17 protein-coding genes are annotated in these 15,398 nt (G+C 59.7%); 12 read left to right on the top strand and 5 right to left on the bottom strand.

Annotation, left to right across the window (positions count from 1 at the left end; genetic code table 11):
* Positions 1–18: 18 nt before the first annotated feature.
* From GSQ77_RS23590 to GSQ77_RS23600, 3 genes are all read right to left on the bottom strand, one after another.
* Complete coding sequence (locus GSQ77_RS23590) at positions 19–606, bottom strand: YSC84-related protein (RefSeq protein ID WP_158905341.1); 588 nt, start codon at positions 604–606, stop codon at positions 19–21.
* Positions 607–758: 152 nt separating this feature from the next.
* The gene (locus GSQ77_RS23595) at positions 759–2,015 is read right to left on the bottom strand and encodes a DUF2252 family protein (RefSeq protein ID WP_158905343.1); all 1,257 of its coding nucleotides are present in this window, start codon (positions 2,013–2,015) and stop codon (positions 759–761) included.
* A gap of 108 nt (positions 2,016–2,123) precedes the next feature.
* Entirely contained in the window at positions 2,124–2,276 is a 153-nt protein-coding gene (locus GSQ77_RS23600) for a DUF3096 domain-containing protein (RefSeq protein WP_158905345.1), read from the bottom strand.
* A gap of 349 nt (positions 2,277–2,625) precedes the next feature.
* On the opposite strand from GSQ77_RS23600, the gene GSQ77_RS23605 reads away from it, so the two are divergent.
* Positions 2,626–3,399, top strand: coding sequence for a DUF4088 family protein (locus tag GSQ77_RS23605; RefSeq protein WP_158905347.1), 774 nt, complete (start codon positions 2,626–2,628; stop codon positions 3,397–3,399).
* Positions 3,400–3,449: 50 nt separating this feature from the next.
* Here GSQ77_RS23605 and GSQ77_RS23610 read toward each other — a convergent pair whose 3' ends face one another.
* Together GSQ77_RS23610 and GSQ77_RS23615 are read right to left on the bottom strand one after the other, a co-directional pair.
* On the bottom strand, positions 3,450–4,256 hold the full coding sequence (locus GSQ77_RS23610; RefSeq protein ID WP_158905348.1) for a hypothetical protein: 807 nt from the start codon (positions 4,254–4,256) through the stop codon (positions 3,450–3,452).
* 224 nt (positions 4,257–4,480) lie between these two features.
* Positions 4,481–5,968, bottom strand: coding sequence for an MDR family MFS transporter (locus GSQ77_RS23615; RefSeq protein WP_301951182.1), 1,488 nt, complete (start codon positions 5,966–5,968; stop codon positions 4,481–4,483).
* Between the two features lie 373 nt (positions 5,969–6,341).
* Between GSQ77_RS23615 and GSQ77_RS23620 the strand changes: the two genes are divergently transcribed.
* The 11 genes from GSQ77_RS23620 to GSQ77_RS23665 all read left to right on the top strand — a co-directional run bounded on the left by GSQ77_RS23620 (position 6,342) and on the right by GSQ77_RS23665 (position 15,374).
* Positions 6,342–7,466 (top strand): ABC transporter substrate-binding protein, encoded by a 1,125-nt coding sequence (locus GSQ77_RS23620; protein WP_158905350.1) that lies wholly within the window; start codon positions 6,342–6,344, stop codon positions 7,464–7,466.
* A gap of 11 nt (positions 7,467–7,477) precedes the next feature.
* Positions 7,478–8,329, top strand: coding sequence for an ABC transporter permease (locus tag GSQ77_RS23625; RefSeq protein WP_158905352.1), 852 nt, complete (start codon positions 7,478–7,480; stop codon positions 8,327–8,329).
* Positions 8,330–8,350: 21 nt separating this feature from the next.
* Positions 8,351–9,193, top strand: a complete 843-nt coding sequence (locus tag GSQ77_RS23630) for an ABC transporter permease (RefSeq protein ID WP_158905354.1) — start codon at positions 8,351–8,353, stop codon at positions 9,191–9,193.
* A gap of 23 nt (positions 9,194–9,216) precedes the next feature.
* Positions 9,217–10,110, top strand: coding sequence for an ABC transporter ATP-binding protein (locus GSQ77_RS23635; protein WP_158905356.1), 894 nt, complete (start codon positions 9,217–9,219; stop codon positions 10,108–10,110).
* Complete coding sequence (locus GSQ77_RS23640; RefSeq protein ID WP_158905358.1) at positions 10,107–11,477, top strand: LLM class flavin-dependent oxidoreductase; 1,371 nt, start codon at positions 10,107–10,109, stop codon at positions 11,475–11,477. The genes GSQ77_RS23635 and GSQ77_RS23640 overlap by 4 nt, the downstream gene beginning before the upstream one ends.
* A 260-nt stretch (positions 11,478–11,737) precedes the next feature.
* The gene (locus tag GSQ77_RS23645) at positions 11,738–12,037 is read left to right on the top strand and encodes a hypothetical protein (protein WP_158905360.1); all 300 of its coding nucleotides are present in this window, start codon (positions 11,738–11,740) and stop codon (positions 12,035–12,037) included.
* A gap of 85 nt (positions 12,038–12,122) precedes the next feature.
* Positions 12,123–12,269 (top strand): HHHH-motif protein, encoded by a 147-nt coding sequence (locus GSQ77_RS29215; protein ID WP_174246483.1) that lies wholly within the window; start codon positions 12,123–12,125, stop codon positions 12,267–12,269.
* Between the two features lie 92 nt (positions 12,270–12,361).
* Positions 12,362–13,027, top strand: coding sequence for a glutathione S-transferase family protein (locus GSQ77_RS23650; RefSeq protein ID WP_158905362.1), 666 nt, complete (start codon positions 12,362–12,364; stop codon positions 13,025–13,027).
* A 206-nt stretch (positions 13,028–13,233) separates the two neighbouring features.
* The gene (locus tag GSQ77_RS23655) at positions 13,234–13,509 is read left to right on the top strand and encodes a hypothetical protein (RefSeq protein ID WP_158905364.1); all 276 of its coding nucleotides are present in this window, start codon (positions 13,234–13,236) and stop codon (positions 13,507–13,509) included.
* Positions 13,510–13,756: 247 nt separating this feature from the next.
* Positions 13,757–14,503 carry a PIG-L deacetylase family protein gene (locus tag GSQ77_RS23660; RefSeq protein ID WP_158905366.1) on the top strand — a complete coding sequence of 249 codons (747 nt, stop codon included), beginning with the start codon at positions 13,757–13,759 and terminating at the stop codon, positions 14,501–14,503.
* Between the two features lie 112 nt (positions 14,504–14,615).
* Positions 14,616–15,374, top strand: coding sequence for a glycosyltransferase family 2 protein (locus tag GSQ77_RS23665; RefSeq protein WP_158905368.1), 759 nt, complete (start codon positions 14,616–14,618; stop codon positions 15,372–15,374).
* Positions 15,375–15,398: the final 24 nt, after the last annotated feature.

The following is a 15,398-nucleotide window of genomic DNA, read 5'->3' on the forward strand; positions in this document are numbered from 1 at the left end:
ATGCGCTCAAGCCTGCGATCAAAGATCGAGGCGCGAGACCTTGGTGCCTTCCAGCGACAGGTTTGCCATCAAGCCGCTGTTGGTCAGCACGATGGCTTCGATTGGCGCCTGTGCCGTGTTCGTGTCGATATCGCCGTTGGCGCCGACTTTGAGCAAAGCGACCGAAGCGTCGCCGCCGGCCGACCAGCCGTTGCTGTTACGGAATTGGTCGAGCGCCGATTGCGTCATGAACAGGAAAATAATCGCTTTGGACTGCGCACCGATCTGCAAACCAACCGATGCCGATGTCGTGCTGTAGTACCCGGTGGTCGCGCCGTTTACGCGCAGCACACCTTCGCCGTACTGGCCACCGACCCAAAACCCTGCGGCGATGACCGAGGGAAACACCAATACGCCCTTGGCTCGTCCGACAAGCTGGCGTGAGCTGCGGGCGGTATCGTACAAGCGTCCCAGCGTGGCGTCCGCGTCCGTATTCAGGCTCCTGCGTTTAGCTGCCGGGTCGCCGCTGCCTACGTTCGATCCTCCGGTGGTCGTGCAGCCAGCCAGCGCCATGCCGCCTGCTGCCAGAGTTGTGCCGGTGGTGATCAGAAATTTGCGTCGTTCCATTATGTATATCTCCAGTTGTCAAAAAGCGGGAAGGGAGGACACACCTGAACGAGGGCGAGCGCCAAATGCGACAGCGCGCACATTCCCCGATCGACCTTAACGGTCCTTAATGTGCATCTCTATTGAGATAGACCATTGACCCTCAAAAAAATTCAGCTATTTATCTGTCCAAGCGCGTACTTGCGACAATGTTCGAGATATCCGCGCTCGTGATCGATGATCATCTCGACAATGCTGGCCCAGAGCCATGATGGTGCATCAAGAGTTTTTGAACGATTGCGTTGCAGCTCTGTCTTCCACAATTTACGCGTCGCCACGTCCATTTGCCGTGCATGCGCGTGTCCGACCACCTGCGCCAGAAAGCGCGCCGTGCGCATCGCTTCATTCTCGGTAAGGCGGTCGATTTCGATTTTCAGATCCTGCGGGCGCAGCTCGCGCAGCACGATAGAGCGCTCGAGAAAGTGCTCGGCGCGCATGCGCTCGCCGAGAAACGGCGCCAAATGACGTGCGCCTTCCACGACGCGCAACGCATTGTCGCGCGGCATGCGGGCGCCGGGGGTGCGCGGCGGCGCCGCTGAGACCGCTTCCTTGATGTCCATCAGGCATAGGTCACTCCCACCCGCACGCCCATCCGCACGCGCACCCGCACGCGCACCCGGCTCGGAGCCGATATCAAGCAGGACCGCGTAACGCAAGCGTCCCAGCGAACTGCAACCTTTCACCCAATACGCGGCGTCGACCACTTCGACGCGGGCATCGTCGGCGTGTGCGCGTATTGAGGTCGCCAGCCGCGAAACCACCTGCTTCTCGAACAATTGCTCGATGGCACGTCGTTCTTTCTTGGCCAGCGGCCAGAACCGTTTGCCTAACGGAATCGTGGGCCGGGTATCCTCGATACGTTCGCGCGCCAAATGGCCCCAGGTGCGCTTGACTGCCTGCTTCATCACCAATTGAACGGTCGAGGGCATGGCAAACGATTCCGGCGACTCGGCGCTGTCGTCGTCAAATGCCTGGGCATAACCCACGATCAATTGTTCGAGCATTTTTGCCGTCGTCACACCGGGTAAATCCGACCCGCGGGCGGCCGTAGCAAGTGACAGGCCCAGCCGGATCAAGTCATGCGCGGGGTTCCCGATGACGGTTTGATCCAGATCGCGGATCTGCAATTCGACTTGGCCCTGCGCATTGGCGACCGGGCCCAGGTTGCCCAGATGGCAATCGCCGCAAATCCAGATCGACGGGCCTTCCGGAACCGTGTGGCTTTTAAGCGCTTTGAGCCCTTCATAGAACTTCAGGGTGTTGCCGCGCACATAGGCACTGGCCGAGCGCGCCATTTTTAAATTGCGCTGGTCGGCCAAAAGCGCCGCACGGTCATCGGGACCGGGCAACTTTTGCGATTTTTTCCTCATGAGCAAGCGTCTCGGATGCTAAGCACACGAGCCGCACAAGCCGCACGAAATGCGTAAAGCGCCACGCTGAATTTCCGTTCGCTTGCTGCGTCTCGCGTATGCAAAAGCTTAAAGATGCAAACCGCTGGTGCCAAAGATGCCGATTAATCCAATAATGATCAGATAAAGCGCGACGATGAAATTCAACAAGCGCGGCATGGCAAGAATCAAGACCCCTGCGATGAGTGAAACGACAGGCGTGAGAGCCAAATGAATTTGCATGACGGGTTCCTCTTTCTAGATTGGTGTGGGAGCAAGCGCGCCCGGCTGGTAAAAGGCCCAGGCTGCTTTACCGTGTAGCAATTTCCGTGCTCCGGGCGCAGCGCGGCAACACTTTAATTGACTCCGGGCTCGCAAAAAGATTCCCGCTTATTGGAATTGGCTGCACAGATGACGACTAAATGACCAAGCCAAACGGTATTTATCACTTTTGGGGGGATAAAACCACGTTCATTTATTTTGCTCTAACCCGCACGTGCGCTGCTGGTATCATTACCAGCGTTTCTACACAGTGAGCTAGAAACACCATCGTCCGGACTATAAATTCCGGTAATTTCAAGGATAGTAGGGCATGGGCGAACTCACCCTAACGTTGACCGACGCGCAAATCAAACGTCTTCAGGAAGACTCCGAGGAGTTTGCCCGCATCGCGATGAAGCGTGATCCGCGCTTTGCGTTACCTAGTTTCGAAACCTTCGTGCGTTCCAGGCTTCTGGACAAGCCGACCGTCCTGACCGAGGATGCGGTCGCCGCGCTGTTGGTATCCGGCGAATATGGCTGGGCCACTCGTTCGTTCGAGAAGGGTGTGCCCGATTTGTTCAAGGTATTTATCGATGAGGGCGCTCAATTCGGCTTCACGCTCGTGCGTGCCACGGAATGGTCACAGGCCGATGCGGCGCTGCATGCTCAGGAGTGGGCTACGCACGTAGTGGAAAAAGCCGGCGGCAAGTCCAATCTGGCCGCTCCGCTGGCAGCGCAAATCGTTGCGAATAGCCAAGACTTCAAAGCGCTGGAGCAAAAAGAACAGACCCCGGCGTGGCTGGTCAGCACCCGGCTGCACGAAATGCTGCATGCCACGCGTCGAGCACTCGATACTGCTACGGGTTCCGACGCGCGCGACAAGCTGGGGCAATTGCGCGCGCTGATGCGGCTGGCGATCGTCTACGGCTCGCTGACCCGCGAGGAAGAGCGCGGCGTGATCGATTCGCTGCACTTTAGCCGGCCGGAACTGTTTGTCGACGAACCGGACGACATATTCGCGCACCTCGCGGCGATGCTGCGTAGATGGTTTTTACCCCATACCTTGCGGCCCAGCCCTACCCAGAGCGAACCGGCCGCTGACTGATAGTCGCAAACGCGTTGAGTGTGCCGGGTGCGCTGCAGGTGGAGCGGTATTTACTCGGGACTGGCGGCTCGCGCCGACGGAAACGGCGAGTACTGCTTGAGCCACTGGGCGAACCCGCTGGACGTGGTACTGGCTTCTTGTGGCGAACGTGGTGTTGCCGGGCGCTCGTCGGCTCGCGCGGTCATGGGGTCGAGTTTGTCGACGCATTTGGCAAAACTGCGCATTGCCTGCGGGGAAGGATAGCGAATCAACTTCCCGTTGAAAAACGTCGAATCCGAGATCGACGTGTCGATCGGCAAGGCGCGGTCCTCGCCATCGGGTTCCATACGATACATCAGCGTGAAACCTTGGCCGTTGCGCAAATCCTGCACCACCCGCCCCGACGACTGATCGACCCCAAACGCAAATGATGCTACCGACGAGGGCGTGCCTGGCACGCGCTCGGCGACGCTATTGCCGGTCGATCCGTCGCTGGTTTGTACGTACGCCAGCGCGACCGAGGGTAACGGCTTCATGGCGCGCTGGGCTTCCTCGGAAAACGTGACACTCAAGCCGATACGCGGCGGCTCGTTGTCTTGAGGTATGGCATAGGCCAAGCTGCCGTCGACGATTAGCGATGCGCCGGGCAGGTCGGGCGGATTTTTCAACAGACTGCGAAAATTCAACATGCAACCGCGATATTCTTGCTGGTTGATTTCGCGAAACCGCACGCCCAAGGTGGTAGGCACGGCCTGCGCTGAGGCCTCAAGCGGGGGCTGCACTTCCGCTTGAGCAGCCGCGGCCTGCAACGCGGCGGGCGCCAACATCGCGGCGGCCACCAGTCCCTGCACAATGTGCGAGCGCGAAGTGCGTGTCATCGCCCGCAGCAGTGCTGCGCGACGGCTAGGGACTGACGTTGAAAAAGCAATCGGACTCGGCATCGAAACAGTTCGGGGTGGAGACACACAATACCTACGCGTAGGCCGCATATCGGATCATAAACCTGAACGGATGATAAACCTGATTTAGGAAAGCAGGGGGCGCGCCCGTGTGGCCGGCTTGATCTGCGTCGCGTTGTTGCATCATCGACCTTTCCGTCGACTCACTTCTTTCGCAGCGGTACGTTCTTGAGCAGCCACGACAAACCGAACGCGACGAGCGCTACGCACGCCGCTACGGTGTAGACGACATCGAGCGAAGCGGCGAACGCGTGCAGATAGTCGGTGCGTATCGGCTCGGCGAGCTGGCGTATCGACTCGGGCCCGAGTGTTTGCGGCAGCACCGTGTCGGGCGGCAAGACAACCGAGAGGCGGGCGCGCAAACCGTTCGAAAAGATTGCCCCGAACGTGGCAACACCGACGGAGCCGCCGATCGAGCGGAATAGCGTCGCGCCGGAAGTGGCCACGCCCATATGCTTGAAATCCACGGCGTTTTGCACGGCCAGCACCAAGACCTGCATGACCAGGCCCAGCCCCATGCCGAGCAGGCCCATGAATGCATAGAACGCCAGGTTGGAGGTCCCCGTGCCCAGCGTGGAAAACAGCGCCATCGCGATCGCAATAAAGCTGGTGCCGATGATCGGGAAAATGCGGTATTTGCCGATTTTGCTGATCAAGAACCCGCTCAATATCGACGTGAACAAAATGCCGCCCATCATAGGCACCATCTGCATGCCCGCGTGTGAGGGCGACGAGCCCTTGACGACCTGCAGGTACAAGGGCATGAACGTGACCGACCCGAACAGCGCGAAGCCGACGATGAACCCCATCATGCTGGTGACCACGAAGGTGTGCAGGCGAAACAGTTCCAATGGAATGATCGGTTCTCGGGCCTGTTGTTCCTCGTGTATGAATCCTCCCACGCACACCATGCCCATGGCCAGCGTCAGCCACAGTTGCGCCGACGACCACGGCAGCAACGTCCCGCCCTGGCTCGTGAACAGGATCACGCCTGCCAACGCGCCCGCCAGGAACAGCGCGCCCATATAGTCGACCTCGTGCTTGATCTTGGTCGTACGCGGGTTGAACGCAATGCCGAGAATGAACAGGCAGATCAGCCCCACCGGCAAGTTGATGTAAAAAATCCAGCGCCACGACAGATGTTCAACGATAAACCCGCCCAATAACGGTCCGACGATCGTTGCGATGCCGAACACCCCGCCGAACAGCCCTTGGTAGCGGCCGCGCTCAGCCGGTGGAATCACGTCGCCGATGGCCGCCATCGTGGTCACCATCAAACCGCCGCCGCCTAGCCCCTGCAAGGCTCTGAGCACGATCAGCTCGGTCAGGTTCTGCGCCAGGCCGCATAACACCGAGCCCACGAGAAACAAGCCGACGGCCACCTGCAGCATGATTTTGCGTCCGAGCATGTCGCCCAGCTTGCCGTAGATTGGCACCGCGATGGTTTCGCTGAGCAAATACGCGGTCACGACCCACGATAGATTTTCCGGGCTGCCCAGCTCGCCGACTATGGTGGGTAACGCGGTGGATACGATCGTTTGATCGAGCGCAGCCAGCAGCAGCACGAGCATGAGCGCTGGAAAAATAAGCCAGATGCGCGGGGCGTCGCTGGTTTGGGCTGCGGGAGTCACGGCGTCGTTATGGGTACCAAGTGGGCACGCCCGTCGGCATGGCAATGAGCATGGGACGGCGGCGAGTCAGGTCAGCGATGAGCCTAGCTTACCGATGTGTCAACTGTCCATCTCTTATGTGTTGCTAAATGTTTTGCCGGCGCTTCTATTCGCGCTTATTCAAATTTATCGCGATTTCCCCGGAATTTACCAGCATTCGAGCCTCACGGCTCGGGCCTCGCACGGCCTCATAACGATACTCCTGCAAACGGACTTTCCTATTCGCCGATTTGTTGATTTCGAAAGCTCAATTTCATATTTTGCTTTTGTTCGCGGGGATGTTTGAATGCATCGAGACGAATCTCCAGATTTCCCAGACTTCCAAGCGGATCACATGACTATTTTCGTTTTCCTGCGCGTCAGTGCGACGCGCGCTCTTGCTTTGTTGGCCGCCGGGTTCAAGCTCCCGTTGGCGCTCATTCTCACACTCGCCCTCACGTTCACGCTCAGCAGCGCAGCGCTGGCCGCCGAGCCCGCGGTAATTCGCATCGGCGTAGCCCAACAGGGAGCCGGCGACCCCCCGACCTTCGGCGGCTCGCCCGCCGCGACGGCCCAATTGCAAGGTGAAGTCGAGAAGGAGTTCCAATCCGACGGCATCAAGGTCGAATGGCTGTTCTTCAAGGGCGCAGGCCCCGCGGTGAACGAGGCGCTGGCTAATAAACAGCTTGATTTCGCGTACCAGGGCGACCTGCCCGCTGTGCTCGCGCGCGCCAACGGCATCAAAACCCACATACTGCTGGCCAGCGGCGTGCGCTCGGACGTCAAGCTGGCGGTGCCGCCGGGCTCCGATATCCATTCGGTCAAAGACCTGAAGGGCAAGCGCGTCGCACTTTTTCGCGGCACCAACATGCAACTGGTCGTGGATAACGCGCTGGCCGCCAATGGTCTATCGGAACGCGACCTGCAGGTGATCAACCTCGACACCTCGGGCTCGCAGGCGGCGCTCGCGTCCAAGGGCATCGACGCGTCGTTCAGCGACTTCCACTTGTACAAACTACAGGCGCAGGGGCTCGCCAAGGTGATCTACGAATCGCACACCGACGGCCCGCAATTCACACGCCAAGCTCATTTGCTCGTACTCGACGATTTCGACTATGCGCACCCCGAGATCGTGCAACGGGTGGTCAACGCCGTCGTGCGCAGCGCGCAGTGGTCGTCCGAGGAAAGTAACCGTGCCGCACTGTTCGACCTTTGGGCAAAAAGCGGCGTGCCAGCCAGCACGTGGCAAGCCGAATTTGCCGGGCAGTCGCTCAAGTCGCGCAGCTCGCCGTTGATCGACCCTTTCGTGATCGGCCGCTATAAGGCCGTCGCCCAAGAGGCGCTGGCGCTCAAGCTGATCCGCCAGCCCGTCGAAGTGGATTCGTGGTTTGAGCCCGTTTATCTGGACCGCGCGCTGCAGACGCTGAAGCTGCAAACGTATTGGACGCCCTACGACGCGGCCGGCAAACCGTTGAGCTAAGGGAGACCGCGATGAGCGATACCGCAATAGAGCGCAGCCTGGCACATCCGGCGCCGCGCGCCACGCACGGTCGACGCGGCTGGACTGAGTACGCGCTAGCGCTGCGTTGGCAGATCTTGCCGTTCATCGTGCCGGTACTGTTGTTCTCGTTATGGCTAGCCGGCTCGAGCTTCGGGTGGATAGCGCCACAAGTGCTGCCCGCGCCGCATCTGGTATTGGAGACACTGCTGGACTTGGCGCGCAGTGGCGACCTGTGGAGCAACACATGGATCAGCCTATCGCGCGTGCTGGTCGGTTTCGCGGGAGGCACCGCACTGGGGCTGCTGCTGGGCAGCAGCTTAGGTATGTCGCGCACGCTGGAAAGCTATGTGCTGCCCAGTTTCAATGCACTTGTGCAAATCCCGGTGCTGGGCTGGTTGCCGGTCCTGCTGTTGTTGGTGGGGATAGGCGAGCCGCTCAAATATCTGCTGATCGGGCAGGCCGCACTGGTGCCTGTCACGTTGAGCACCTTGCAAGGTTTCCGGCAGGCGCCCGCGGCCTATTACGAAGTGGCGAATGTGTTTCGCTACAGCCGTTGGCAGTTGATCACCGAGGTGGTGTTTCCCGCCGCGTTACCGACGATTGCCACCGGAGTGCGGCTGGCATTTACCAAAGCATGGCTGGCGCTGGTCGTGGTGGAGTTGGTCGCCTCCTCGCAGGGCTTGGGCTACCTGATCGTTTATGGACGGCAGTTGTTCCAGCTGGATCTGGTGATGGCCGCGGTGATCGTGGTCGGCGCAATCGGCTATGCCATCGACCGCTTGCTCAACGCGCTGGAAGCACGCCTCACACGCGGCGCTCGTCGTGCATTCCGCACATTCTGAATTGCTGACCGGGAGAGGGGCATGGCACACGCTGCCGATTTTGAATTGACACCGCCGGCGGTCGACGCCGGTGGCGCAGGCAGCACCAAGCCGACGTCGACATCCGCATCGACGGCGCCGAAGCGTTGGCGCGGCGCGGTCTTGCCGCTGCTGGCGCTCGCCTTGTGGTGGGGCGTCAGCGCGACCGGCATCAGCCGTTCCGGCCTGCTTGTCTCGCCACAGCAGGTTTTGCACACCGGCATCGAACAGATCGCGAGCGGCGCACTGTGGCGCGCGCTCTCGGCAAGCTTGGCACGCGAACTCACCGGCTTTGCGCTGGGCACGGCGGGTGGCTTGGTGCTTGGCGGTCTGCTCGGCTTTTCGCGGTTGGCCGAGCGCATATTGGGTCCTAGTTTCAATACCTTCAAACAGATTTCCTTATTTGCCTGGATTCCGTTGATCTCCGTCTGGTTCGGCTTGGGAGACGCGGCCAAAGTGGTGTTTCTCTCATTGGCGGCGCTGCTGCCGGTGGTCGCGCATGTAAGCGATGGCATACGCAACGTGTCGCCCGAGTTGCTCGAAGTGGCACACGTTTATCGCTACACGCGTTGGCAAGTGGTGGTGCGGGTGGTGTTGCCGGCGGCTTTGCCGTCGGTGTTTACCGGGATCTACCTGGCTTTGATTTATTCATGGCTGGCTACGCTGGGCGCGGAGTATTTGCTCGTGGCCGGCAGCGGCATCGGCAACATGCTGATCGACGGCAGCGAACAATTTCGCATGGACCTGGTGCTGTTTGGCATTGTCGTGATCGGTATCGTTGGCTGGGCATTGAACGCCAGCGCAAGACTGCTGGAGCGACGCATATTCGCGCACCGCAGCCGCTAATTTTTAGTCGTGGAGCCATTGTTATGTCAGAGCTTTTGTCTAGAGCGCAAGAAAGCATCAAGCGAAGTGGCAAGCAAAGTACCCAGCAAAGCGCCCAGCAAAATGTCGAGCCGCAGCGCGCCAATGATTTGCAGATCCGCCATGTCAGCAAAAACTACGCGCAGCCGGGCGGCAATCTCGAGGTGCTGGCCGACATTGACCTCGATGTTGCCGCCGGTGAATTCGTCAGCGTGGTAGGCGCCAGCGGTTGCGGAAAATCGACGCTGTTGCGGTTGATTGCTGGGCTAGACGCTGAATTCGATGGAACGATCCGGCTCGATGGACAAACCGTTGCCGGCACGAGTCTCGCGCGCGGCATCGTGTTCCAGGAGCATCGGCTGTTTCCCTGGTTGAATGTCGAGCAGAACATCGGCGTGGCCCTGCGTAATTCGGGCCTCGATGCGGCGCAAAAGCGGCGGGCCATCGCCGAGCACATCGAACTGGTCGGTCTGGTCGGTTTCGAGCATGCGTACGCGCATCAGCTTTCGGGCGGCATGGCGCAGCGTGTGGCGATCGCACGAGGCCTGGTGAACCGCCCCAGCGTGCTGCTGCTCGACGAGCCGTTTGGCGCACTGGACGCACTTACGCGCAGCCGCCTGCAGGGCGAATTGCAGCGCATCTGGGCACAGGAGCGCATCACGATGGTGTTGGTCACCCACGATGTCGAGGAAGCGGTGTTTCTGGGCGATCGGGTGGTCGTCATGCAACCGCGCCCGGGACGCGTCAAACGCGTGGTCGACGTGCCTATGGCGCGCCCGCGCAATCGCAGCGATCCAGAATTCATTCGAATCCGCGACGACGTGCTACGCGAGTTTGCCGAGCCTGGCTTGGTGAATCGTGCCGCGCTCCTTTTGAACCGTTCCGAGAAAAATCGATGAAGCCAACTCAACAGCAAACCAAACGTCAGATAAAGCTGGGCGCGTTCCTCATGCAAACCGGCCACCATATCGCTGCATGGCGTCACCCCGACGCACAAGCCGATGCCGGCCAGAACTTTCGGCACTATGCCCAAGTTGCGCAGAGCGCGGAGCGCGCGAAATTCGACGCGGTCTTTTTCGCCGACGGTGTCAGCGTGCGCGATTCCCAACTCGCATCGCTGTCGCGCACCGCGCGCGCCGATCATTTCGAACCGATCACGCTGCTGTCGGCCTTGTCGGTCGTCACGGAGAAAATCGGCTTGATCGCGACCGTCTCGACCACCTTTAACGAGCCTTACAACCTGGCGCGCAAATTCGCGTCGCTCGATCATCTCAGTGGTGGGCGCTCAGGTTGGAACCTCGTGACATCGAGTACCGAGTCGGAAGCGCTCAACTTCAACTTCGAGCGTCATCCGGATCATGCCTTGCGGTACGAACGTGCACGCGAGTTCTACGACGTGGTGGCGGGGCTATGGGATAGCTGGGAGGACGATGCGTTCATCCGCGACAAGGCCAGCGGTGTGTATTTCGATCCCGCCAAGCTACACACGCTGAACCACAGTGGCAAACATTTCTCGGTGCGCGGGCCGCTCAACGTAGCGCGCTCCCCGCAAGGCTGGCCGGTGGTCGTGCAAGCGGGTGCGTCGGAGGCGGGCCGCGAATTGGCCGCGCAGACTGCCGAAGTGATCTTCGTCGCGCACCAGACGTTCGAGGAAGCGCAATCGTTCTACCGCGACGTCAAAGGGCGCTTGGAGAAATACGGGCGGCAACCCGACCACATGAAAATCATGCCGGGCATCTTTCCGGTGATTGGTCGCACGCAAGAGGAAGCGGAAGAAAAATTCCAGCAATTGCAGGATCTAATCCACCCGGTGGTGGGCCTATCGCTGCTCTCCGGCATGACCGGTGGTGTCGACCTGTCGCCATACCCGCTCGACGGGCCTTTGCCCGATCTGCCCGAAACCAATGGCGGCAAGAGCCGACAGCGTCTGCTGTTCGATCTGGCGCAACGTGAAAACCTGACCCTACGCCAGCTCTATTTGCGCATCGCCGGCGCACGCGGCCATCAGCAAGTGGTCGGTACGGCGCAAAGTATTGCGGACCAATTGCAGCAGTGGTTCGAAGAAGGCGGCGCGGACGGTTTCAATATCATGTCGCCGTGGTTGCCGGGTGGCCTCGATGAATTTGCCGCTAGTGTGATTCCGGAACTTCAGCGGCGCGGCCTGTTCAGAACCGAATACGAAGGCAGCACGTTGCGCGAAAATCTGGGCTTGCCGCGCCCCGTGAATCGCTACAGCGAACCTCGTGAACAACCCGCCGTAGGCTGACGCTCTTGGCTGAACGGGTAGGCTGAATGAATGCAGGAGAACTGATATGATCGACAGCTGCCGCGGGCAATCGATCTGTCACTTGATACAAATAAGTCGATATTTGTAAAATAAAGTAAGTTTACTCATCGATTCGCCCCAAAGATCGGGCGAGGACCCCATAAATCTCTCATTTTTTTCGCAGCCGTTACATTTTGGTAATGTTTTTTGAGACGAACCTCGCTACGATGAATTTACTCACTACACATATGAGGTGTCTCATGAATACCAAACGTTTAGCGCTGTCGCTGGGCGCGGGCGCTTTGGCGCTCGGCTTTTCGGGCCTGGCTCTGGCTCGAGTCGACGTCGGCATCAATCTCGGCGCGCCGGTGTATGTCGCTCCCGCCCCAGTTTATGTAGCACCGCCGCCTCCGCCGCCGGTGTATTATCCCCAACCCGCTTACGTTGCCGGACCTGCCGTGATAATTGGCTGGCACGGCGATCGCTACTATGACGGTCATCGTTATTGGGATCGGCGTGAGTGGGAGCGTCATCACGACGATCGCGGGCGTCGCTATTAATGCCGAGACCGGTTGTCGTTTATCGTTCACGCAACGAACGTGACGGCGGTCCGCGGTTCTTTACTACGAGAGGAAAAATATGACAATGGGTAAGACAGTTTTGGCAGCACTGATGCTGGCCGCTGGTTTGGCTGCGTTCGCTCCGCTGAGCGCGCAGGCGTACGATCACCGCGGTCATAAGGTGTGTCATTTCGATCACCACCATCACCGCGCTTGCCACTGGGTGCGTTAAATCCAACGATTGGCCGCTAGACGGCTGATCGTGCCAGCCCACGCACGACTACGTAGTCGTACGTGGGCTTTTTTTCATGGGGCGCCAGGCCGATGATCACGCTTTATCACTGCATGAGTGCGCGCTCTTTCCGGCCGCTTTGGGCGCTCGAAGAACTGGGCATCCCCTACGAATTGAAAATGTTGCCCTTCCCACCGCGTGTGCTCGATCGCTCATTTCTCGCGATGAATCCGCTGGGCACCATACCTTTGTTGATCGACGGTGAAACGCACATGACGGAATCCGCCGCGATGTGCCAGTACCTGGCCACGCGCGCGGCACCCACGCCGCTGGACGTTACCGCAGACGAGGCCGGCTTCGGCGCGTACCTGAATTACCTGCATTTCGGCGAAGCCACGCTGACGTTCCCGCAAACGCTGGTGCTGCGCTATCTGCATCAGGAACCGGATGAGCGTCGTCAACCGCAAGTGGCCGACGACTACGCGAAGTGGTTTATGTCGCGATTGCGCAGCCTCGAACCGCTGCTGCAGTCCAATGACTATGTCTGTGCGGGACGTTTTACGGTGGCCGATATTTCGGTCGGATATGCGTTGATGTTAGCCGAGCATTTGGGTTTGCAGCCACGGTTCAAGCCTGCAGTGGCGGCATATTGGCAAAGGCTGCGCGAACGCCCGGCGTTTGAACGTGCCTTGGCGGCCCAGGCCGCGGCGGCGCAGACCCAGGGCGTGTCGCTCGTGGCGTCCCCCGATCTGCGCTGAACACGGACCGCCGATCCGCCTTGATTCGCGGTCGCACGTTTGGACGTGGTCCGGTTCAGGAACCATTATTCCCCAGGGATCTCGAAACAACAGGAAGCTGGCCGCGATCACCGCCAAGGTGATCGACGTCGCGGCGAACATCGCCCTGGGCGCACCTGCAGCGGACGGTGTGGCCCGATCGCGCCGGTTCCGGACGGAGACCTGCCATGTCACACCAACTGCTGAGCGCTGCCGGCCTGATTGCCAATATGGCTGGAGTTGTTGTGCTGTTTTTTTACGGTTTTCCCCAACCCACACACGATGAGCAGGCGGTCATTGCCGTCACGGCAAAACCCCACGAAGAAGTGAAGGACGGCAAGAAAGCGGCAGAGGTGATGCAGGAGGCGCGGCAGCGGAAAAAAGTCTATTTGTCGATGTCTGTCGTCGCATTGATCCTGATGCTCGGTGGGTTTGGCGCGCAGCTCGCGGCCCTTTGGTTCTGAGTCGTAAGTGTGATGAGCGGGGTGTTGTGCCGCGGCACGAAAATTGCAAACGTCTATCCGGAGTTTGCGCAATCCTCTTTTCATGCATGACTTCGCGCATGTGTCGCGCGTGTAAAAACGGTCGTTGGCCGGTAAGTTTGGTGCGATATGAACGTGGGAACGCGAGAACGCTATCGGCACGCGGCCCTTACGTCGCTTGCACGCGGTTTTTCGCACCGTGGTTTTCACCGGGTTAGCTCATTTGACAATGTCTTCTGCCAACACGTCGCTGTTGATCGTCTCGCCGCACTTTGATGATGCGGTGTTCAGTTGTGCGGACTGGATGGCACGGCAACCTGATGTCCTGGTTGGCACTGTCTTTACCGCTACGCCGGCCGGGAACCCGATGCACACCGAATGGGATGCGAGATGCGGCTTTGCGGACGCAGAGCAGGCGATGCGCGCGCGCATCGCGGAGGACGATCGCGCTTTGAGCCTATTGCATGCACACCCGCTGCGTTTGGGCTTTTTGGATCGCCAATATGGCGAACGTCCCGCTGTTGACGCGGTTGCACAGGCGATCGATGTGCTGGTCCTCGCTTATCGCTGCGGCGCGGTAATGATCCCGCTTGGGCTTTGTCACCCGGATCACGATCTCGTGCATCGCGCTTGTCTGCGGGTTCTAAAAGCAAATCCGCAGCTACGCTGGCTAGGATATGAAGAAGCCCCCTACCGACGAGTCGAGGGTCTGGTGCAGGGGCGGCTGATCATGCTGGCGGACAATGGAATCGTGGCGACGCCATTCGCTATCCAGGCGAGCGTAGGCGGGTGCAGCGGCAACGCGGCCTGCAACGAGGTTGCCGAATTAACGCGTCAGGCGGTCGCCGCGTATCGAAGCCAGTTGCTGGGCTTCGATGCGCCTGACACCGCCGAGTTCTATTTGCCCGGGCGCTATTGGACACTGGTTCACGCACCGGCCGGCCTGCGAGCCGCGACGCGAAACCCGCCGCTTTAAAATTCCCCGCCTCAAATTCCCGCCTTAAAATTCCCTTAGGCACACGATTTGCTCAAAGCTTCGGGCTTTCCCGTTTCGTATTGGGAAGTCCTAAACTTAACGGAGTCGTATCGTGATCGGAATCGTGATCCCAGCGCACAACGAAGAGCAACGAATCGAGCGTTGCCTGCGCACTGTCATCGCAGCCTCGTTTCATCCAGGGCTACATCGTGAAGCCGTGAAGATTGTCGTGGTGCTGGATGCATGCCGCGACCACTCGGCGCAGATCGCCCGAACCTGCGGCGTCGAAACGCTATCGATCAACGCGTGCAACGTGGGCGCTGCCCGAGCGGCCGGCGCCGATTATCTGCTGGCGTGCGGAACCCGGTGGCTGGCGTTCACCGATGCGGACACAGTTGTTTCGCAGAACTGGATAATATCCCAACTCGAACTTCGTGCCGATGCGGTATGCGGCACGGTGGGTGTCGACGAATGGTCGGAACACAGCGCTTGGGTGCGCGGCGAATACGAACGTAACTATACGGATCGCGACGGCCATCGACATATACATGGCGCTAACCTGGGCGTGTCGGCGCATGCATATGCACTGGCCGGTGGTTTTTCCGGTCTGTCGGTGAGCGAGGATGTCGCGCTTGTGGACGCACTGATTGCGAGCGGCGCAAATATTGCCTGGAGCGCCTCGCCGCGTGTGACGACCAGCGCGCGCAAAGACTTTAAAATTCCCGGTGGGTTTGGCACTTGTCTGGAAACGATACAGGTTCGCGAACCCGATGCACAGTTGTTGGCAATGCCGCTGCGGCAGGCGTCACGGGAAAGTGCGCGGTGGTCCGAGCCCTGGGGTCTTGACGACACGCTGAACAAAGCGGCCTGAACAACGTTGCCTGAACAACGTTGA

Origin of the sequence: Burkholderia sp. L27(2015) (assembly GCF_009765705.1) — a bacterium.
Classification (GTDB): domain Bacteria; phylum Pseudomonadota; class Gammaproteobacteria; order Burkholderiales; family Burkholderiaceae; genus LMUX01.

What these genes read in the sequence shown, in the direction of transcription:
- GSQ77_RS23655 (WP_158905364.1), top strand. Translation starts at nt 13,234, where the DNA reads ATGTCACACCAACTGCTGAGCGCTGCCGGCCTGATTGCCAATATGGCT.
- GSQ77_RS23610 (WP_158905348.1), bottom strand. Translation starts at nt 4,256, where the DNA reads ATGACACGCACTTCGCGCTCGCACATTGTGCAGGGACTGGTGGCCGCC.
- GSQ77_RS23620 (WP_158905350.1), top strand. Translation starts at nt 6,342, where the DNA reads ATGACTATTTTCGTTTTCCTGCGCGTCAGTGCGACGCGCGCTCTTGCT.
- GSQ77_RS23650 (WP_158905362.1), top strand. Translation starts at nt 12,362, where the DNA reads ATGATCACGCTTTATCACTGCATGAGTGCGCGCTCTTTCCGGCCGCTT.
- GSQ77_RS23630 (WP_158905354.1), top strand. Translation starts at nt 8,351, where the DNA reads ATGGCACACGCTGCCGATTTTGAATTGACACCGCCGGCGGTCGACGCC.
- GSQ77_RS23590 (WP_158905341.1), bottom strand. Translation starts at nt 606, where the DNA reads ATGGAACGACGCAAATTTCTGATCACCACCGGCACAACTCTGGCAGCA.
- GSQ77_RS23660 (WP_158905366.1), top strand. Translation starts at nt 13,757, where the DNA reads ATGTCTTCTGCCAACACGTCGCTGTTGATCGTCTCGCCGCACTTTGAT.
- GSQ77_RS23645 (WP_158905360.1), top strand. Translation starts at nt 11,738, where the DNA reads ATGAATACCAAACGTTTAGCGCTGTCGCTGGGCGCGGGCGCTTTGGCG.
- GSQ77_RS23640 (WP_158905358.1), top strand. Translation starts at nt 10,107, where the DNA reads ATGAAGCCAACTCAACAGCAAACCAAACGTCAGATAAAGCTGGGCGCG.
- GSQ77_RS23600 (WP_158905345.1), bottom strand. Translation starts at nt 2,276, where the DNA reads ATGCAAATTCATTTGGCTCTCACGCCTGTCGTTTCACTCATCGCAGGG.
- GSQ77_RS29215 (WP_174246483.1), top strand. Translation starts at nt 12,123, where the DNA reads ATGGGTAAGACAGTTTTGGCAGCACTGATGCTGGCCGCTGGTTTGGCT.
- GSQ77_RS23625 (WP_158905352.1), top strand. Translation starts at nt 7,478, where the DNA reads ATGAGCGATACCGCAATAGAGCGCAGCCTGGCACATCCGGCGCCGCGC.
- GSQ77_RS23635 (WP_158905356.1), top strand. Translation starts at nt 9,217, where the DNA reads ATGTCAGAGCTTTTGTCTAGAGCGCAAGAAAGCATCAAGCGAAGTGGC.
- GSQ77_RS23605 (WP_158905347.1), top strand. Translation starts at nt 2,626, where the DNA reads ATGGGCGAACTCACCCTAACGTTGACCGACGCGCAAATCAAACGTCTT.
- GSQ77_RS23595 (WP_158905343.1), bottom strand. Translation starts at nt 2,015, where the DNA reads ATGAGGAAAAAATCGCAAAAGTTGCCCGGTCCCGATGACCGTGCGGCG.